This is a genomic window from Carboxylicivirga mesophila (assembly GCF_018271975.1).
Classification (GTDB): Bacteria; Bacteroidota; Bacteroidia; order Bacteroidales; family Marinilabiliaceae; genus Carboxylicivirga; species Carboxylicivirga mesophila.
The window spans coordinates 72,702-92,770 of the sequence record NZ_JAGUCN010000015.1 but is presented as its reverse complement, the minus strand read 5'-3'; the positions used below and the strand labels follow the sequence as shown (position 1 = coordinate 92,770).

Annotated in this window: 13 protein-coding genes; 9 read left to right on the top strand and 4 right to left on the bottom strand. The window is 39.7% G+C overall.

The features are described 5' to 3' along the window. Nucleotides 1–19: 19 nt before the first annotated feature. A complete protein-coding gene (locus KEM09_RS13555; RefSeq protein WP_212229079.1) occupies nucleotides 20–1,339 on the top strand; it encodes an amidohydrolase family protein in 1,320 nt (439 codons plus the stop codon). 68 nt (nucleotides 1,340–1,407) lie between these two features. Further along, nucleotides 1,408–3,795 (top strand): GumC family protein, encoded by a 2,388-nt coding sequence (locus KEM09_RS13550; RefSeq protein ID WP_212229077.1) that lies wholly within the window; start codon nucleotides 1,408–1,410, stop codon nucleotides 3,793–3,795. Nucleotides 3,796–3,797: 2 nt separating this feature from the next. Here the strand turns inward: KEM09_RS13550 and KEM09_RS13545 are convergent, their stop codons facing one another. After that, entirely contained in the window at nucleotides 3,798–4,559 is a 762-nt protein-coding gene (locus KEM09_RS13545) for a glycosyltransferase family 2 protein (RefSeq protein ID WP_212229075.1), read from the bottom strand. Between the two features lie 12 nt (nucleotides 4,560–4,571). Beyond that, nucleotides 4,572–5,099: a DUF7935 family protein gene (locus KEM09_RS13540; RefSeq protein WP_212229074.1), complete on the bottom strand. Its 528-nt coding sequence runs from the start codon at nucleotides 5,097–5,099 to the stop codon at nucleotides 4,572–4,574. A gap of 284 nt (nucleotides 5,100–5,383) precedes the next feature. Between KEM09_RS13540 and KEM09_RS13535 the strand changes: the two genes are divergently transcribed. The 5 genes from KEM09_RS13535 to gyrB all read left to right on the top strand — a co-directional run bounded on the left by KEM09_RS13535 (nucleotide 5,384) and on the right by gyrB (nucleotide 14,493). Then, nucleotides 5,384–6,583: a pyridoxal phosphate-dependent aminotransferase gene (locus tag KEM09_RS13535; RefSeq protein ID WP_244825012.1), complete on the top strand. Its 1,200-nt coding sequence runs from the start codon at nucleotides 5,384–5,386 to the stop codon at nucleotides 6,581–6,583. Nucleotides 6,584–6,656: 73 nt separating this feature from the next. Continuing rightward, a complete protein-coding gene (locus KEM09_RS13530) occupies nucleotides 6,657–7,388 on the top strand; it encodes a cell division ATP-binding protein FtsE (protein ID WP_212229073.1) in 732 nt (243 codons plus the stop codon). Nucleotides 7,389–7,555: 167 nt separating this feature from the next. Continuing rightward, the gene (locus KEM09_RS13525) at nucleotides 7,556–10,597 is read left to right on the top strand and encodes a tetratricopeptide repeat protein (RefSeq protein ID WP_212229072.1); all 3,042 of its coding nucleotides are present in this window, start codon (nucleotides 7,556–7,558) and stop codon (nucleotides 10,595–10,597) included. 12 nt (nucleotides 10,598–10,609) lie between these two features. Then, on the top strand, nucleotides 10,610–12,367 hold the full coding sequence (locus tag KEM09_RS13520; protein WP_212229071.1) for a TonB-dependent receptor: 1,758 nt from the start codon (nucleotides 10,610–10,612) through the stop codon (nucleotides 12,365–12,367). 161 nt (nucleotides 12,368–12,528) lie between these two features. Further along, nucleotides 12,529–14,493 (top strand): DNA topoisomerase (ATP-hydrolyzing) subunit B, encoded by a 1,965-nt coding sequence (gene gyrB, locus KEM09_RS13515; RefSeq protein WP_212229070.1) that lies wholly within the window; start codon nucleotides 12,529–12,531, stop codon nucleotides 14,491–14,493. Between the two features lie 54 nt (nucleotides 14,494–14,547). On the opposite strand, the gene dapF is transcribed toward gyrB, so the two are convergent. Then, on the bottom strand, nucleotides 14,548–15,336 hold the full coding sequence (gene dapF, locus KEM09_RS13510; RefSeq protein WP_212229068.1) for a diaminopimelate epimerase: 789 nt from the start codon (nucleotides 15,334–15,336) through the stop codon (nucleotides 14,548–14,550). A gap of 265 nt (nucleotides 15,337–15,601) precedes the next feature. On the opposite strand from dapF, the gene KEM09_RS13505 reads away from it, so the two are divergent. Both KEM09_RS13505 and KEM09_RS13500 read left to right on the top strand, forming a co-directional pair. Continuing rightward, a complete protein-coding gene (locus KEM09_RS13505) occupies nucleotides 15,602–17,077 on the top strand; it encodes a Do family serine endopeptidase (RefSeq protein ID WP_212229066.1) in 1,476 nt (491 codons plus the stop codon). 80 nt (nucleotides 17,078–17,157) lie between these two features. Continuing rightward, on the top strand, nucleotides 17,158–18,018 hold the full coding sequence (locus tag KEM09_RS13500) for a sigma-70 family RNA polymerase sigma factor (RefSeq protein ID WP_212188792.1): 861 nt from the start codon (nucleotides 17,158–17,160) through the stop codon (nucleotides 18,016–18,018). A 31-nt stretch (nucleotides 18,019–18,049) separates the two neighbouring features. On the opposite strand, the gene uvrB is transcribed toward KEM09_RS13500, so the two are convergent. After that, on the bottom strand, nucleotides 18,050–20,059 hold the full coding sequence (gene uvrB, locus KEM09_RS13495) for an excinuclease ABC subunit UvrB (RefSeq protein WP_212229064.1): 2,010 nt from the start codon (nucleotides 20,057–20,059) through the stop codon (nucleotides 18,050–18,052). Between the last annotated feature and the right edge of the window lie 10 nt (nucleotides 20,060–20,069).

Sequence of the window (20,069 nt, the reverse complement as noted above, 5' to 3'; positions counted from 1 at the left end):
TAAACAAAAAACCACTGGCATGGATTATGTTCTTATTAAAAATGGAAAGGTTGTGGTTGATGGAGTTGCACTTCGAAAGGATGTGTTAATTGGAAATGATAAAATTGTAGAAATACTCGAAAAAATTGACAGGCCTGAACCAGAAACGCCTGTTATTAATGCTGAAGGAAAGTTTGTGTTGCCTGGTGCTATTGATACTAATATTTTATTTGGAGAGTTGGTTCAGCAGGATGAAATGGCGCTTAACCGATTCAATCAGGCACAAATAATCGGTGGTACCACTACGGTGCTTGAACCTGTGCTTCCAACTGTTTCACATTCATATAAAGTCGAACTCAAGCGTAAAAAGCAAATAGATTACGGTATTAATGTCGATTACGGATTTCATTTGTCAATTAATAAATGGAAGCTGTTTAAGGGTGTTGATGTAGACTTTTGTTATGCACACGAAGGCATTGCATCGTTTTATTTGAGGTGGCCTGTTGATAACAATGAGCTGTCAGCTATTAAGGAGCTGCTGGCTGTTGCTGCCCGCGATTCTACACCTGTTTTAGTTGATGTGCTTAAGCCAGGTGAGTTTAATGACGGAACTGGTATTGCAGAAGTGGATTCAGACACGATTCAAAGACATTTGGGACACATAAAAGCATTGATTGATTTGGCCATTGAGTTGAATTGTATTGTGTGTTTAATGAATATATGCTTCAAAGAAGAACTTGAAATAATTAGAAAATATGACAAGGACGCTCTGATTTATGCTGAGTTGATGTTTCCATTTCATATTGCCGATTCGGATAGGCTTTTGATTGGCGATAGTTCGATTTTTTCTGGTTTTCCTCTAATAAATGGATTAAATCTGTTGTCGCCGGATGAAGTATGGCCATGCTTAAAAAAAACCAATTTTTTTATTGCGCGTCCCATGATAAAATTGTCTGGTACAGGAACGATAAAGGAAAGCCAGGTGGCTAACAGGCCCGATGAGTATATCCTGCTTAAGAATTTGTTATCGGTGCTTTATACTTGTGGTGTGGTGCCGGGTAAAATGTCTTTTGAGGAGTTTGTTGATGTCATTGCTTATCGCCCCGCTTTATTTATGGGGCTTCATCCTAAAAAAGGTGTAATCAGAGTTGGAAGTGACGCAGATGTAGTGATATGGAATCCTGATTATAAACGTAATCTATACTGTCATTTACCAGGTTATGAGGGTAATGGTGCGCAGCAGCTTCCACTAAAAGGGCGTGTTGATTTTGTATTTTCGAAAGGATGTATGGTTTATGATGGGGAAAGCATTAGTAAAAATCTTGTAAAAGGCAGATATGTGTATCGCAGTCCATCATAGCTTCTGTAGGTATACACAGTAATTAAAATTCTGAAAATGTATATATTTGGCAAGCCAAATTTATGTTGATGAATAATCTTAATACTACATCAGAAGTAAATAACTCGGGGATTAAAAAAGTTGGAGGTGATAATCTTTTTGATATCAATCGATTGATTCGGTTGGTGTTGAAAAACTGGTACCTGTTCGTGATTTCATTTCCATTGTGCTTAGGTGCTGTTTTTATTTATCACCGCTATACGGTACCTGTGTATAAAGCATCTGCTACTTTGTTATTGAAAAGTAGTGAGCAAAAAACGGTTACGCCGAGTGGATTAATGGAAGGATTTGGCTTATCTCCCGAAATGCGTAGCATCGAAAATCAAAGTTTTATTATTCGCTCCCGAAATATTGTTAAAAAAGCAATTGACGGACTGGATTTTGGTGTTTCATACTATCAAAAAGGTCGATTTAAAGATTCTGAATTATACCGCACAGCCCCATTTGTTGTTGAATTTGATTCTTTGCATGCACAGTTGCTGAATGTGCCTATTCAAGTGGTTTATACATCAACAGGAAAGGCTCAGGTAACAGTTAGTTGCGAAGCTGGTGCGCTTTATAATTACATTAATGAGGCGTTTGTGGGACGTATTGGTACATTAAACTATAATAAAGTAGTTGCCGATAATGAGTGGGTAACAACCAATGCCTTTTCGTTTAAACTGCATCGCAATGAGCATATTAATGTGCCACAAGGAGCTTCTTATTATTTCATCTTCAAATCGCATCAGCAGTTAACCAGTGAATATAGAAATGGATTAGGTGTATCGCCTTACAGTGAAGGATCCAGTATATTGTTTATATCGTCAATAGGTGCCAACAGGGCTAAGTTAGTGCGCTTTTTGGATGAGTTGTGTGAGGTTATACTTGAGCACAATCTGGATAGGAAAAATGATATGGCCTCCAGGTCTATCGTATTTATCGAATCTCAGTTAAAGACAGTTGCAGATACCCTTGAGAAAGTACAGGACAGACTTTCATCTTACCGAAAAGCCAACCGTTTTATGGGACCATCTGAGTTTTCGCAGAAACTGGCAGATAAGTACTATGAAACAGAGAGCGAGCTTAAGATGTTAAGAATGCGAATAGATTATTATAGATACCTGCAGGAAAACCTGATGATGTCCGATGATATTGAGCAGTTTCTTTTGCCAGCAGTCGATAATGAAAATAATTCACTGGTTAATGAGCTGGCCTCTCAGTTAATAGAGTTGCAGAAGGAAATGGAACTGCTACAAAATGATGTGAGTGATAATAATCAGTATTTGACGGCCCAAAAGAGCAGGATGGAGGTGACAGTTGATTTGCTGAATAAGGCCATTAAGCAGGTATTGCGAAATTTCCGTATTGAAGAAGAAAAGATACAGAATGAGTTGACGGCTATATTGGCCGATATGGAGAAACTGCCTGATTTGGAAAAGGATTATCTGATAATAGACCGCACTTATAAGTTGAATGATGCTATTTACACATTTTTGCTGCAAAAGCATTCTGAAACGCAAATTACAAAAGCCAGTAATTCACCCGATAATGAGATAATTGATAATGCATCAATCACAGCCTTGGTTTCGCCCAACAAAAATAGCGATTACAAAAAGGGATTAATGTTAGCTCTGTTAATTCCGGCTGTGTTCATCGGATTAAAAGAGTTTTTGAATACCAAGGTGAGAGGTAAAGAGGATCTGAATCATCTTGTACCCGGGGTGCCAATTGTTGGAATGGTGATGCACAATAAGAATGGTGTTGAAAATGTGATTGATGCACATCCGCACTCTATCATTAGTGAGTCGTTCCGTTCACTTCGTACCAAGCTAAAGTTTATGGCTGGCTCAGATAAGGTGCAGGTCATTACTTTGACCAGTTCAAATACGGGTGAAGGAAAAACATTCTGTGCACAAAACCTAGCGTCAGTGTTTGCTATTTCAGGTAAAAAAACGGTGATTGTAGGCTTTGATATGCGTAAACCTAGATTGACAGCTTTGTATGATCTGCATAACAAATTAGGCTTATCAAACTACTTTATTGGGCAAACGATTATTCCGGAGATAATTTATCCAACCGACAATGAGAATGTGAGTGTTATACCGGCAGGTCCTATTCCGCCCAATCCAAGTGAACTTATTGTTGGCGATAAAACAGAGGAGCTTTACAGGTATCTGCGCAATGAATTTGATGTGATAGTCATTGATTCGCCTCCGATTGGACTGGTGGCTGATGCGCGTCTGTTGATGGATTATTCGGACTGTAACTTATTTATTGTCAGATCTAACTATAGTTCGAAAGAACATATGGTTCATACCATTGATAGCCTTATTAATGAAAAAGTAGAAGGTCTTGGAATAATTCTCAATGATATCTCAGCCAAAGAAAAGGGGTACGGTTATTACTCGGCTGAATATTATGGCGACAAAGGTTAATTTTAACTGTGATCTTTGGTAACAAACTGAATAAGTTTGCTGAAGTTTTTTATGAAGAGGGCATATATACCGCCAACATTGTTGTTTTTTAGTGCTCTCAAGTCTTCTTTTGATTTGCGTATAATGTTCTTGATTGAGTTGTTGCTCACACCACCCAGTCGCATGTTAATCAAAGTCTTATCGATGAAAAGACTCATTGTAGCTTCGTTTGAGAAAAGGCGAAGCATATAATCGTAATCAGCAGAAATGCGAAAGTTGGTGTTGAATTTGCCCAATGATTTAATCAGGTCTCTTTTAATGTAAACAGTAGGATGCGGAGGCATCCAGCCACGCTTTAGGAGTTTGGGCGAATAGTTCTGACTTTTCCAATGTCGCACTGTCTTATAAGGCGGTTCTTCTTGGATGTAGTTCAGATTACCGTAAACCGCATTGTAATGGGTGTTCTCAACTTGCTGTAGAATAGATTCAATGACAAATTCATTGTAAAACATATCATCGGCATGTAAAAAACCTATCCAATCACCCGTAGCCAACTCCAAGCCTTTATTCATTGCATCGTAAATGCCCTTGTCTGGTTCGCTAATCCAGTGATCAATGGCGGATGCATTGTTCTCAATAATCGTAAGCGTATTATCGGTTGACTGGCCGTCTATTATGATGTATTCTATATGTTCTCTCGCACTTTGTTTGTTTATACTGTCGATTGTTTCCTTAAGAGTATGTTGGCAGTTATAGGTAACTGTAATTATCGATATCTTCTTCATTTCAAGATGTGCCTAGTCAAAGTAATATAGCTGGATGTCTTTTTTTAACGCTTCTTTGGCCTTGTCAAAATAGAAGTTTGTTTCGTTAACGCCCTTTTCCAGGATAACCCTTGAGAGCTCCATAGCTGGGCCATTGGGCTTTACTTCGGCTGATGATGTATTGATTAGTTTAATGAGTTCATCGCGGGATTTAATAATTTTTTCCCATGTGGCTGCCGGTAAATATATCTGCATGGCAAAATTGTGTTCAAACTCCTGCCGGATAGAATGTAGTAGCTTCTTCTGTAGTTGCAGGCTTGTTAAGCCTTGTTGATTTGAACGCAGTACTATCGCTTCCGGGCTGATTCTTTCGAGTAAGATGCTAAGGCGTTCGTAGGCTTGCAGGCGTGTTGGTATGAGTTCTTTGTAGGTGCTGTTGGCTAGTTCTAATTCTTTAAGTTTAAGGTTATGCTTTAAAAACCACCTGAGAATAATTAGAATTGGCAGGGCTACTATAATTACAATGGTAGATAGTTTTAGAAATTCGTCAAATGAAATCATTGTGTGAAATTTTAAATCGTTTTTTCAGGCTTTGTTAAATTGCAAAATGATAAATCACAATAAAAATAGTCTTAATAAATTTGATTCGAAGCTGAGGGCGCTCTTTGTGTTTTTATGTGTAAGAAAAAAACAATAAAAAATAATGATGTATACCCCTGTATTTGTTGGTTGCTTTTAATTTTTAACTAATTTTGCTTTGATTATGCACGCAAGATATAAAATGTTTTGCTGCTAAGTAGAGTTGTATATAAATAATGTCACTACAAGAATAGGAGAGTCTTTTAATGAGCACAGAAGTTATTTCAAACCGTATTAATGCCTTGTCTGAATCGCAAACTATTCAGATGAACCAGAAAAGCAGAGAGTTGAAAGAGAGTGGTGTTGATGTTATCAACCTGACCCTTGGTGAACCTGATTTTAATACGCCTGAGCATATTAAAGCTGCTGGTGTTAAGGCAATTAATGATAATCTGTCGCATTATCCTCCTGTAGCAGGTTTTCCGGAGTTGAAAAAGGCTATTGCTGAAAAGTTATATGCAGATAATGGTTTGAAATTTGCGCCAGAGCAAATTGTTGTTTCGGCCGGAGCCAAGCATAGTTTGGCAAATGTATTGCAGTGTATTGTTAATGATGGCGATGAAGTAATAATTCCTGCACCTTACTGGGTAAGCTATATTGAGCTGGTAAAGTTGGCTGAAGGTACTCCTGTAATTGTAGAAGCAGGCGTTGATACAAAATTTAAGATAACAGCAGAGCAACTCGAGGCTAGTATAACTCCCAAAACAAAAGCTATTCTTTTCAATTCACCATCAAACCCGACAGGTAGTGTTTATAGCCTGGAGGAGATGGAAGCATTAGCTGCAGTGTTAGAAAAGTATCCTCATGTATTGATTATTTCGGATGAGATTTATGAGAAGATTAATTTCGTTGGTCAGCATGTTGGATTTGCTGAGTTTGATAAGCTTAAGGAACGAACAATTGTAATTAATGGTGTTTCCAAAGGTTATGCAATGACGGGTTGGCGTATTGGCTACATCGCAGCTCCGCTTGCAATAGCAAAAGCTGTGACAAAACTGCAGGGGCAATATACGTCAGGTGTATGTGCGATTGCACAGGCGGCTTCTGTTCAGGCTTTTGTGGGGGATCAACAATGTGTAGAAGACATGCGTGTGGCGTTTAATCGTCGTAGAGATTTAGTACTGGACAGCGTTAAAGATATTCCTGGTTTTAATGTAGCCATACCAGATGGTGCATTTTATATATTCCCAGATATCAGTGCCTATTTCGGAAAGAGGAATGGTGCACATGCGATTAATTCATCCATGGATATGAGTTTGTATTTACTTGAAAAAGCTCATGTGGCCTCAGTTCCGGGTAGTGCTTTTGGTAGCGAAAATTGTGTGCGCTTTTCCTATGCCGCTGCTGATGATTTGCTTGTTGAGGCATTTAAGCGTGTGAAATCAGCATTGGCTGAATTGAAGTAGAAGGCAAGGTTTTATATCCCGCAAAAAAATTGTTTCTTTGATTGATTAATTTTAATGCAATCATTGGGTAGATATGAGTAAGCAGCCTGTTAAAAGTACTAATACTGAAGGGAATATTATAGAGTTTAAAAATGCCAGCATTCGACAGCAGGAGCATTTAATACTTCAGGATGTCAACTTTAGTGTTAAGCCAGGTGAGTTTGTGTATCTGATTGGAAAAGTTGGCAGTGGAAAATCGAGCTTGCTCAAAACGATGTACAAAGAATTAGCGCTGTATGAGGGGTATGGTTTTGTGGCCGGTTACCCCTTAAAAACCATCAAAGATAGCCAGGTGCCTTTGTTGCGCCGAAAAATGGGTATTGTTTTCCAGGATTTTCAATTACTTTCCGACAGAAGCGTGTATGATAATCTGATGTTTGTTTTAAAAGCTACAGGTTGGAAAGTGAAGAAGGATATGGATAAGCGTATCCGCGATGTACTGTCGCATGTAGACATGGTGCATAAAGGCTACAAAATGCCACATCAGCTTTCTGGTGGAGAGCAGCAGCGCATTGGTATTGCTCGAGCCTTATTGAATTCGCCTGATTTAATTCTGGCAGATGAGCCCACCGGTAACCTGGATCCGGATACATCAGATGAGTTGATGCAACTGCTTAAAAAGATTTGTATATCTGGTAATACTGTCGTAATGGCTACGCACAACTATAACTTGCTCAAGAAGTTTCCTGGTCGTACCATACGCTGTGAAGATACCCGCCTGTTTGAATCAAAGCAGGAGGAAATTGAGTTCGATCTGTTAGATTGACCCTCAAATCAGATAAAGACAATCACTAATTATAAAATACCTGCGTGTTTCACTTTTCTGGTGAAGCACTTTTGTTATCTTTAAACTCCATAAATGCTTTCCGGAAGACTAAAAGTACGAAAGCAACGTTTAATAGGTACAATCATAATTTTAAAGGCCTTATCCTCATGATGAGAAAAATCGCATTGTTGCTTTTTGTCGCATTTGTACACCTAACATATGCACAACAATCACTAAAATTTGATTCTAAAAATAAACTGTACGAGCATGGGATGGAGATGTATCGTCTGGGTAAGTACGGTCTGGCGCGTGTTCATTTTAATAATTTCGTCAAAGAAGGTGGTGCTGATAATGCTACCTTAATAGCTGAGGCAGCTTATCTGGAGCGAATCTGTGCGCAGAAACTGGAAAATGATGATGTGCAGTATTTATGGGAAAGCTACCTCGCTGAATATCCCTATAGTAATCGTTTACATTATGCGAAGATGCATCTGGGTGATTATTATAAAGATAAAAGTAAATACAGGCAGGCCACACGCTGGTACGATAAGGTAAAACCGTCAGCTTTAGACAAGGAAACACAAATCGATTATTACTTTTCTTCGGGTTATGCGCTTTTCATGCAAGAAGAGTATGATGCTGCCCTGGCAAAATTTAATAAGATTAGGGGGCAGAAACATGAATATAGTTCGTCGGTTCAGTATTATTATGCGCATATACAGTACCAGAAAGGAAACTACGAAACTGCGCTAAGTGAATTTAAGAAACTGGAAGAGGAGCGTAGCTTCAAAAAAGTGATACCATTTTATGTGGCACAGATTTATTATCTGCAGGAAGATTACGATAGTGCTATAAAATATGCAGAGCCTTTAATTGATCAAGGCACACGGGCGCGTCAGGCAGATATGAACCGCATCATTGCAGATGCATATTATGCCAAAAAGGACTATTCACAGGCTGTTGTATATTATCAGAAAGTGATTCGATTAGCTGATAAGCCATTGCGCGAGGATTTTTATCACCTGGGTTTTGCCAACTACTTTATCGGCGAATACGAAGCAGCTATTAATGGTTTATCTAAAGTGACTTCCAATGAAGATGTAATGGCTCAGAATGCTTATTATCATCTAGGAGACTGTTATCTTAAAAGTGGTGATAAAAAGCGGGCAAGAGTTGCTTTTGAAGCAGCCTCAAAATATGATTTCGATAAGGGTATTCAGGAAGATGCTTTATTTAACTACATTAAATTAAATTATGAGTTGGCCTTTTCTCCGTTCAATGAAATCATCAATTCTTTTATGCGTTTCATTGAGCTGTTTCCCGAAAGTGATCGTATTGACGAAGCCTACGAATATCTCGGAAAAGCATTTCTGACAACGAAGAATTATCGTGAAGCGCTGGCGTCAATGGAAAAAATACAAAACAAAACAGGAAATGTATACAGGGCGTTGCAGCGTGTAGCTTATTTCCGTGCTCTGGAGTTGTTCACCGATTCTCGCTTTAATGAGGCACTGGAATTTTTCGATTATAGCTTGAAATATGCAGAGTATGATAAAAATTTAAAAATTGGGGCATACTACTGGCGGGGAGAGACTTATTATCGTCTTGGAAATTACCACAAAGCTATTGTTGATTTCAGGGAATTTATTTATCAGCCAGGGTCATATGACATGAAAGAATTCCCGGTAGCGCACTACAATATTGCCTATTCGTATTATAAGCAAAAGGAATATACTGAAGCGCAAAACTGGTTCCGCAAATATAATAATCTCACTGATGGTCATGATCGCGTAATGATGGGTGATGCTTACAATCGAACCGCTGATTGTTACTATGTGAACCGTCAGTTTGCACAGGCTATTTCAATGTATGATAAAGCATCAACTATACCGGAAGGTTCGCCAGATTATGCTTTGTTTCAAAAGGCTTTTTGTTTAGGCCTGACTAAAGACTATCATGGAAAAATTAGTGTGTTGGATGATATGGTTCGACGCTATCCGCAATCGCCATATGTTGATGATGCCCTTTATGAAACTGGGCGCTCTTATGTGGCATTGAGCAATAATGAGCGGGCGATATATTATTACAAGTCTACCAAAGAGAAATACCCCAAAGGAAGTTACGCCAAAAAAGCACTGCTGCAGTTGGGGTTGGTATACTATAACAGTAATGATAATGACAACTCTTTGACATTCTATAAGCGGGTTGTTAATGAGTATCCTGGAACCAGTGAGGCTGAAGATGCCTTGTTAGGCATCCGGAATATATATATGGACAATAACGACCTGAATGGTTATATGAAGTATACTGCTTCGCTTGGTGCATTTGCACAGGTAGGTGAGCGTGAACAAGACAGCCTGACTTTTGTATCTGCTGAGCGCTTTTATATGCAAAGCGATTGTGAAAGGGCTATAGCACACTTTAAGAACTATCTGACCCGTTTCCCTGAAGGAAAATTCGTATTGAATGCTCATTTCTATAAGGCAGATTGTCAATATAAAACCGGCGCTTATTCCGATGCTCTTAGCTCATTTGAATATGTTGCCGGACGTGAGCGAAGCTTATTTACTGAAGAAGCTTTGCTGCGTATGGGTGAGCTTATGTTTCAGCAAGGAGCTTATCGAAAAGCTTATGATAGCTTTAGTCGATTAGAACTGGAGGCCGAGATTGTAGAGAACCGTCTGGAGGCGAAAATCGGTAAGATGCGATGTTTAGCGCAGATTGAGCAACCTCAGGAATGTATTCGAGCGGCTGAGAATTTATTGATATCGCCAAAAGTTGCCGACGAGATTAAGCGTGAGGCATATTATAATATGGCCAGCAGTTATCTGAAATTAAAGGATAATGAGAAAGCTTTAGAGAATTATCAGAAAGTGGCTGTTAATACCAAAAGTGCAGAAGGAGCAGAAGCAAAATACCAGATAGCACAGTTGATGTATGATAGTGGAAATCAAGAGGCAGCAGAAAAGGAAATTTTTGACTATATCGATCGTGGGACTTCACACCAGTATTGGTTAGCTAGAAGTTTTATACTATTGGCCGAGATATACCACGATCGAGGTGAAACTTTTCAGGCAGTGCAATATCTGCAGAGCATAAAAGATAACTATGAAGGTGATGATGATATTGAACAACGTGTGGATGCATACCTGAATAGTTGGAGCCCAAAAGATGAGAGTGCAGATACTGGTGCAAATAATGTTGGATAATTAATGCGTACGATGAAATATTTACATATACTTTTAGTTTGTTTTAGTTTGGTGCTGCTTAATGGTCACGTGGCATTAGCTCAGGAGGAAATTAATCAGGATGTTAAGGTGGTAAAAGAATATACGCCAACCGTGTCTGATGCCTATAAAGTCAACTATATGCCTGTATTGGCTGATTCTAGCTATACCAAACCACAATTTAATTACCGTATATTAAGCACCTCAGTGGCCACAAATTACCAGCCAACCCCCATTGCTGCTGCTAAGATAAATACCTCTCGTAAAGAGTATCTGCATAAGTCTTACCTTAAAGGAGGTGTAGGAAATTATTCTACTATCCTAGCTGAGTTGGGATATAATATTCTGGAGAATGAAAAATATGTGCTGGGATTAAATGCCGGGCATGTAACTTCCCTTGGAAATATAACGCTTGAGGATGATAATAGTGTTGATGCACCATTTCATGATACATGGGCAATAGCTGATTTCAAGCATTTCTTTGATGATAAAACGCTTAGTGTTGACATGAGCTTTGACCACAACATGTATGAATATTACGGCTATCAAACGCTAATGGGTGATGATGCTTATTGGTTGCCTAATGGAGAGTTAGCGTCTGGATATCAGTTTATACCCGATGTTGAGCAACGGTTATCCCAATTTCAGGCAACTGTTGGTTTGAGCAATAATGTAGTAGATGAGCGAAAGATGAGGTATCAGGCATATGCTGGTATTAACACGTTTGGTAATCTTACCGGTGTGAATCAGTTTGGTGTTAAACTGGGAGGGAAACTCTATCAGCCAATTGGCGATTTGGCATTGGATTTAAATGGTGGAATAGAAAGCTATAAAACCAGTGTTCCTGATTCAATCGGGCCAATGTACACTTTTGATGAGCGTTCGCAGTTATTAATAAGTGTAAATCCTTCTGTTGCTTTTAATTTTGACAGAGCCAGGCTTAAAGTTGGTTTGTTGGTGGCTGGTCTTATTGATACCGAAGGCGATGAATTTTATTTAACGCCTGATGTGATGGGTGAACTGACAGTTGTGGAAGGTATTGTTACAGTTTATGGCGGAATAAATGGAAGGGTCAATGCGAATGATTATGCCACAATGCTATATGAAAATGCATTCGCTTCAGCAGATGTAAATGTACGCTCATCAGTTTATGGACTCAATCTGTTGGCAGGCATCAAAGGTAATTTCAGTTCATCAACCTCTTTTTCGGCAGGTATTGAATATGGTATCTTTAATAATGAGCATTTCTGGGTAAATAAAACTTATACAACACCTGAGGAAGGTGCTGAGCCGCTGAATGTTTTGCATTATTCCAATATGTTCGATGTAGTTTATGATGATGGTGAACTGTTGACTGTAAAAGGTGAACTGCTGTATAAGCCAAAGCAAACCATGGAGTTTTTGTTGCGCGGAGCTTATTACGGCTGGAGTCTGGATAGTCAGGAGAAAGCATGGCATAAACCAGAAGTTGAATTAGGACTTGAGGGGAACGTGAATGTTGTTGAAAACCTCTATGTAAATGCCGGAATTAGCTACTATGGAGAAAGGTGGGCATATGATGTTACAAGCGATTCAGGACTTAAGCAATTAAAAGGAATTGTAGATGTTAATTTAGGGGCTGAATATTATTTCAGTAAGCAATGGTCGTTCTGGGCTTCTGTGAATAATATGGCTGCAGCAAAATATTATAAATGGAACGGATACCCCATGCAGGGATTGAACGCCAAAGCCGGGGTAATATTCTCATTTTAAGATGATTTGAATCGGTTTGGTTCAAAGATTAAAAGCTTGCAAAAATCATCATTTATAGGCGGTATAAATGGTGATTTTTGCTATATTTGTGAGTCTCTCCACAGGGAGGGTGAATCTAACCGGTTAAGCCGGTTTTTTTACGCTTTTCAAAAGAATTAAAGATGAGTGATCAGGTAAATGAAAATGTAAATAAACAAGGTGAATATAGCGCCAGCAGTATTACCGTATTAGAAGGTCTGGAAGCCGTTCGTAAGCGTCCGGCTATGTACATTGGTGATGTTGGCGAAAAAGGACTACACCATTTGGTGTATGAGGTGGTAGATAACTCAATTGATGAAGCATTGGCTGGCCACTGTGATTCAATTGAAGTGGTTATTCATGAAGATGATTCGATTACGGTAAGTGATAATGGACGTGGTATTCCAACCGATTTTCATGAGAAGGAAGGTAAGTCTGCCTTAGAGGTGGTGATGACCGTCTTGCACGCCGGAGGTAAGTTCGACAAGGATTCTTACAAAGTATCTGGTGGATTGCACGGTGTTGGTGTATCTTGTGTGAATGCACTATCGACTATGCTGAAGGCTGAAGTGCATCGTGGTGGTAAAATCCATACGCAGGAATACTCAATTGGTAAGCCAGTAACAGAAATCACAGAAGTTGGCACAACGGATATGACTGGTACTAAAGTTACCTTCAAACCTGATGCTTCCATTTTTAATACAACAACCTATAAGTATTCAATTCTTGCGAATCGTTTAAGAGAGTTGGCGTTCCTTAATAAAGGCATTAAGATTCGTCTGACCGATGAGCGTGACCACGATGAAGAAGATCAGGTAAAAACTGAAGAGTTTCTTTCGGAAAGAGGATTAGAGGAGTTTGTTGAGTTTATTGATGAATCAAGAGAGCGATTAATTGATAAAGCCATTCATATTTCAACAGAAAAAAATGATATTCCTGTAGAGATTGCCATCCTGTATAATACTTCTTTCTCCGAAAATATCTATTCGTACGTTAATAACATCAATACCATCGAAGGTGGTACTCACTTAACCGGTTTCCGTCGCGGTCTTACTCGTACTTTAAAGTCATTTGCCGAGAAATCAGGTATGCTAAGTAAGCTAAAGTTTGATATTAATGGTGATGATTTCCGCGAAGGATTAACAGCAGTTATCTCAGTTAAAGTGGCTGAACCTCAGTTTGAAGGACAGACAAAGACCAAGTTAGGTAATGGTGAGGTAAGTTTGTCAGTCGATCAGGCGGTTAGCGTAATGTTAACCAATTACCTGGAAGAGAATCCAAAAGATGCCAAGGATATTGTCAATAAAGTGATATTGGCTGCACAGGCACGTCATGCTGCACGCAAAGCGCGTGAATTGGTTCAGCGCAAGAGTGTATTGAGTGGTGGAGGTTTGCCGGGTAAACTAGCAGACTGCTCTGATAAAGATCCAGCAGCTTGTGAAGTGTTCCTTGTCGAGGGTGACTCGGCAGGAGGTACAGCCAAGCAGGGACGTGATCGTAAGTTTCAGGCCATTCTGCCTTTGCGTGGTAAAATCCTGAATGTTGAAAAAGCGCTACAGCATAAAGTGTTTGAAAATGATGAGATTAAAAACATTTTTACTGCCTTGGGTGTAACCATCGGTACCGAAGAGGATAGTAAAGCGTTGAATCTTGAAAAGTTGCGTTATCACAAGATAGTCATCATGTGTGATGCCGACGTCGACGGTAGCCACATTGCTACATTGATTATGACATTCTTCTTCCGGTATATGAAAGGCTTAATTGAAAACGGCTATTTATACATTGCTACGCCTCCATTGTACTTGGTCAAAAAAGGCCAGAAACAGACCTATTGCTGGAATGAAGATCAACGCCTGCGTCTTGTCGAAGAATGGGGCGGCGGAAAAGAAAGCGCTCTGCATATACAGCGCTACAAAGGTCTTGGTGAGATGAACGCTGAGCAGCTTTGGGAAACAACTATGAATCCAGAAGAACGCACCTTGCGTCAGGTGACTATTGAAAGTGCGACTGAGGCCGATAGAGTTTTCTCGATGTTGATGGGAGATGATGTACCACCTCGTAGAGAGTTTATAGAAGAGAACGCAACCTATGCAAATATTGATGCATAAACCTTCGTAATATTATATTAAAAAAGAGCTCTTTAAGAGCTCTTTTTTTGTTTTCTATATTTCAATGGTTCCTTCAAATACAAAAGTTGCGGGGCCTTCCAGCCAAACATTTTTAAATCCACCTTCACTATCGGGTTCAAAGCATACTTTGAGTTTACCTCCCATTACTTCAATGTCAAATTCGCTGAATGATGGTTTTTTAAGGTGTGCTGATATGGCACTTGCTACAACACCTGTACCGCAAGCCAGCGTTTCGTCTTCAACGCCTCTTTCATAAGTACGCACTTTAATTTTATTACCAGTCTTGAATTGTACAAAATTAACATTAGTGCCATCTGGTTGGTAACGCTCGGAGTAACGAATGTTTTTGCCTTCGTTGTATACATCTGTTTTTGTCACATCATCAACGAAACATACATGATGTGGTGAGCCAGTATTCAGAAAAGTAAACTTATCTTCCTCATTAACACTATTGACATCGATCATTTTTAAATTAACAATACCGCTTTTGTATTGCGCCAGGTGTTCGCCATCTACGGCCATGAAACTGAACTTATCTGGATTTGAGACAACACCTTTGTGAACGGCAAAAGCAGCAATGCAGCGTCCGCCATTACCACACATGGAAGCTTCTCCACCGTCGCTGTTGAAGTAGCGCATGGTAAAATCATGGATAGGATGGTTTTCCAATAGCATTAATCCATCGCCGCCAATGCCAAAGCGGCGGTTACACAAGTGTTCAATAAGAGTGGTGTCATTACCATCAAATGTGCCTTTGCGGTTATCAATAATGATAAAATCATTGCCTGCACCCTGATATTTATGGAAGTGAATGTTCTTCATTGTGAAATGTTGTCGCTATAAAGATTAAACAAAAGACAAAACGTCTTGTTTTGCTTACAAAAATACGCTGATATGGCAGAACTTCCTTAATGATTGGCAAAAAAACGTTAAGGTCAAGTTAAAGTCGCTTATCGGAATAATTTTTGAACTAACACTTTTCGTATCTTAACAGTGTTGAGATATAAAATTTGTTAAATCGCAGCGTTGTCTTATACAGCTCAACGTTGTTGTAAACCTAACAATAACTTTTAAAAAGGTAAGAGATATGAATGCAAAAAAAGTATTTTACACATTTGCCATTGCAGTGATAAGCGCTGTTACTGGCGTTTATGTATACTCGCATATTGTAAAAAGCGAACCTAAAGTTATCACAATTAAAGAGGAAGTGCCTGCTATTGGGCAGCTGACCGCCAACACAGTGCAGGCGTCATTACCCGATTTAACTACAGCTGCGGAGAGAAGTGTTCATGCGGTTGTGCACGTTAAAACGCGCAGCAGGGGTAAAGATTACTATTCTGGCAATCCGTTTTATGATTTCTTTTTTGGGCCCGGAAGCGGGTATCGTCAACCACAGCAGCCGGTGATGGGTGCTGGTTCGGGAGTAATATTAACGACAGATGGTTACATTGTTACCAATAACCATGTGATTGATAATGCAGATGAAATTGAAGTTACCTTAAACGATAAGCGCACTTTTTCGGCCACATTGGTAGGGGCTGATCCAACTTCAGATATTGCCTTGATTAAAGTTGAAGCAGAGGAGTTACCATTTGTGCCTTATGGCGATTCTGATGAACTTAAGGTAGGTGAATGGGTATTGGCCGTAGGTAATCCTTTTAACTTAACTTCTACAGTTACTGCAGGTATTGTTAGTGCCAAGGCCAGAAGTATTAATATAATTGCCAATCAAAACCAAACGCTTGGGGTTGAGTCTTTTATTCAAACAGATGCAGCTGTTAATCCTGGTAATAGTGGAGGCGCGCTGGTTAACCAGCGAGGTGAATTGGTTGGTATAAATACCGCTATTGCATCAAGAACAGGCTCTTTTACAGGCTATTCGTTTGCTGTGCCTGTCACGATAGCAAAGAAGGTAGTAGCTGATTTGATGGAATTCGGAGAGGTGCAGCGAGGCTTACTTGGTGTAAGTATTATTGAAGTTAGTAATGTGCCTGAAGAACTGGCTGATGAGTTAGGAGTAAAAATAGAAAAGATACAAGGGGTGTTTATCGGAAGTGTTGCGCCGGATGGTGGTGCTGAGGAAGCCGGACTGAAAGCAGGAGACATTATTTTATCAGTAAATGGTGAAGATGTAAACTCAGTGCCTGAATTGCAAGAGCGTGTGAGTATGCATCGTCCTGGTGAAAAAGTGAATATTATTGCATTACGCGATGGTAAACAGAAACCTTTTGAGGTAACTTTACGTAATATACGCGGAACAACCGGTATTATTTCTTCCAGTAAAATTGATGAAACATTAGGAGCTGCCTTAGAGCCCGTGTCTGCCAATGACTTAAGGCGACTAGGTGTGAGGTATGGCATTCAGGTGGTAGAAGTCGGCAATGAAAGCTTACGTAAAAGTGGTGTGAAAAATGGCTATATTATTACAAAAGTAAACGATACACCCATTAAAAGTATTGACGATTTTAAGGCAGCAGTAGAGAAAGCAAAAGATGGTTTGTTTCTGACAGGTGTTTATCCAAATGGACGGGTAGTATACTATGCTGTTAACCTTAATGACTAAAAATGTTTCGTCAAAGGGCATTATTGGTTGGAAAAATAACGAAATTGTAGTACTTTTGTGCCGAAATTTTTTTAAGGAATATGAGACAACTCAAGATAACTAAGTCGATTACTAACCGCGAAAGCGCATCTCTAGATAAGTATTTACAGGAAATCGGTCGTGAAGAATTGATATCTGTAGAAGAAGAAGTAGAGTTAGCTCAGCGAATAAAGAAAGGTGATCAAATTGCTTTGGAAAAATTGACCAGAGCTAACCTGCGTTTTGTTGTTTCGGTAGCTAAACAGTACCAAAATCAAGGATTAAGTCTACCTGACTTGATTAATGAAGGTAACCTGGGACTGATTAAGGCTGCTGAAAAGTTTGATGAGACGCGCGGTTTTAAGTTCATTTCTTATGCGGTTTGGTGGATTAGACAATCTATCTTACAGGCTCTTGCGGAGCAGTCTCGTATTGTGCGTTTGCCACTTAATCAGGTGGGCTCATTAAATAAAATTAATAAAGCTTACTCGAAATTTGAGCAGGAAAACGAGCGTAAACCTTCGCCAGAAGAATTGGCAGATAAGTTAGAACTGCCTCCTGAAAAGGTAGCTGATACTATGCGTGTGTCGGGGCGTCATATTTCCGTAGATGCACCATTTGTTGAAGGTGAAGATAATAGCCTTTTGGATGTGTTGGTTAACAGTGATTCACCTAATGCTGATAAAACGTTAATTAATGAATCACTGGCTCGTGAAATTGAGAGAGCATTAGCTACCCTGACTGAACGTGAGAGTGATATTATTAAATTGTTTTTCGGAATAGGGTGTCAGGAAATGACACTGGAAGAAATAGGCGAGCGTTTTGGTTTGACTCGTGAGCGTGTGCGTCAGATTAAGGAAAAAGCGATCCGTCGTTTACGTCATACGTCCAGAAGTAAACTGCTTAAGTCTTATTTAGGATAATAATAAACTGAAAATAAAGAAAGCCTCGAAGTTAATTCGGGGCTTTTTTATTGATTAAATCTTCCAGGCGCTTAATTTCATCGCGGTGCTGTGCTGCAGTTATAAAATCAAGCTCTTTGGCAGCTTTCTGCATTTCTTTATGTGTCTTTTCAATCGTCTTCTTGAGGGCGTCTGCACTCATGTATTCAACTACCGGATCGGCTGCAATATCTGTACCTTCTGGTTCGATATAGGCTTTTGCTTTTGTCGACGATTCAATTATTGAAGTTAGCTGCTTATTTATCTGTCTTGGTGTGATGTTGTTTATTTCATTGTATTTGAGCTGTTTTTCACGTCTGTAAAGGGTGGCATCCATGGTTGCCTTCATGCTTTTGGTAATGGTGTCGGCATACATTATTACGCGCCCATTCAGGTTTCTGGCAGCACGACCTGCCGTCTGTGTTAATGAACGTTCGGATCTCAGAAAGCCTTCCTTGTCGGCATCTAATATGGCTACAAGCGACACTTCTGGTAAGTCTAAACCTTCGCGTAACAAGTTAACGCCGATTAGTACATCAAAAGTACCCAGTCGCAGGTTCTCCATAATTTTAACCCGTTCCAGTGTGTCAACATCCGAATGAATATACTCGCATTTAATAGAGAGGCGCGTGAGGTACTTGCTGAGCTCTTCCGCCATTCTCTTGGTGAGTGTGGTTACAAGAATTCGTTCATTCTTCTCAATACGGTCGTTAATTTCATTAATCAGGTCATCAATCTGATTTTGGCTTGGGCGTACTTCTATTTCAGGATCTAAAAGCCCGGTTGGGCGAATGAGTTGCTCTACAATGACGCCTTCTGTTTGTTCCAGTTCATAGTCGGCCGGGGTGGCACTGACGTATATTATCTGATTAATAAGAGACTCAAATTCCTCAAATTTTAATGGCCGGTTATCCAGTGCAGCCGGTAACCTAAAACCATATTCAACCAGGTTTTCTTTTCGTGAACGATCGCCGCCATACATGGCTCTGATCTGTGGGATGGTTACATGGCTTTCATCAATCACAATCAGAAAATCATCAGGAAAATAGTCGAGCAGACAGAAGGGGCGAGTACCTTCTTTGCGTCCGTCAAAGTACCTGGAATAGTTTTCAATGCCCGGGCAATAGCCTAGCTCTCGTATCATCTCCAGGTCGTAATTGACACGTTCGTTTAGTCGCTTAGCTTCTTGATGTTTGCCGTTCTCATTCAGGAAAGCCAGATGCTCAGTTAGATCATCTTGTATTTCCCTTATAGCTTGTTGAGTTCTTTCTTTAGAAGTGATAAAAATATTGGCTGGATAAATGTTTAGTTTATCCAGTGATTCTATGCGTTTGCCATTTTCAGGGTGGAAGAATTCAATTTCTTCAATATCATCACCCCAGAAAATAACCCGGCAAGCATGGTCGGCATAAGCCAGGAACACTTCAACCGTATCGCCTTTAACTCTGAAGTTACCTCTTTCAAATAATATCTCATTACGCGAATAAAGACTATCAACCAATTGCCTTAAAAAAGCGTTTCGGCTGATTTGCATGCCTTTCTCGATTGTGATGACGCCAGAATGAAAATCCTCTGGGTTTCCGATGCCATATAGGCAAGAAACAGAAGATACTACAATTACATCTCGTCTGCCAGATAATAGGGCCGAAGTTGCACTTAATCTGAGTTTCTCAATCTCATCATTTATCGATAGGTCTTTCTCAATATAAGTATCTGTAACTGGCAGGTAGGCCTCTGGCTGATAGTAGTCATAGTAGGAAACGAAATATTCAACAGCATTATCGGGGAAGAACTGCTTGAACTCTCCATAGAGCTGTGCTGCCAGTGTTTTATTGTGTGAAAGAATTAAGGTTGGACGTTGGACTTGTTCAATGACATTGGCGACTGTAAATGTCTTCCCGGAACCTGTTACACCCAATAGCGCCTGATGTTTTTGATTGTCAATTATGCCTTTGACTAATTGCTCGATGGCCTGAGGTTGGTCGCCTGTAGGAGCAAAATCTGATATTATTTTTAATTCCATGGCTTCTATG

Excerpts from the sequence above, each read along its gene's own strand:
- KEM09_RS13505 (WP_212229066.1), top strand. The coding sequence starts at position 15,602 with ATGAATGCAAAAAAAGTATTTTACACATTTGCCATTGCAGTGATAAGC.
- KEM09_RS13545 (WP_212229075.1), bottom strand. The coding sequence starts at position 4,559 with ATGAAGAAGATATCGATAATTACAGTTACCTATAACTGCCAACATACT.
- KEM09_RS13500 (WP_212188792.1), top strand. The coding sequence starts at position 17,158 with ATGAGACAACTCAAGATAACTAAGTCGATTACTAACCGCGAAAGCGCA.
- KEM09_RS13520 (WP_212229071.1), top strand. The coding sequence starts at position 10,610 with ATGAAATATTTACATATACTTTTAGTTTGTTTTAGTTTGGTGCTGCTT.
- KEM09_RS13555 (WP_212229079.1), top strand. The coding sequence starts at position 20 with ATGGATTATGTTCTTATTAAAAATGGAAAGGTTGTGGTTGATGGAGTT.
- KEM09_RS13540 (WP_212229074.1), bottom strand. The coding sequence starts at position 5,099 with ATGATTTCATTTGACGAATTTCTAAAACTATCTACCATTGTAATTATA.
- KEM09_RS13550 (WP_212229077.1), top strand. The coding sequence starts at position 1,408 with ATGAATAATCTTAATACTACATCAGAAGTAAATAACTCGGGGATTAAA.
- dapF (WP_212229068.1), bottom strand. The coding sequence starts at position 15,336 with ATGAAGAACATTCACTTCCATAAATATCAGGGTGCAGGCAATGATTTT.
- uvrB (WP_212229064.1), bottom strand. The coding sequence starts at position 20,059 with ATGGAATTAAAAATAATATCAGATTTTGCTCCTACAGGCGACCAACCT.
- gyrB (WP_212229070.1), top strand. The coding sequence starts at position 12,529 with ATGAGTGATCAGGTAAATGAAAATGTAAATAAACAAGGTGAATATAGC.
- KEM09_RS13525 (WP_212229072.1), top strand. The coding sequence starts at position 7,556 with ATGATGAGAAAAATCGCATTGTTGCTTTTTGTCGCATTTGTACACCTA.
- KEM09_RS13530 (WP_212229073.1), top strand. The coding sequence starts at position 6,657 with ATGAGTAAGCAGCCTGTTAAAAGTACTAATACTGAAGGGAATATTATA.
- KEM09_RS13535 (WP_244825012.1), top strand. The coding sequence starts at position 5,384 with ATGAGCACAGAAGTTATTTCAAACCGTATTAATGCCTTGTCTGAATCG.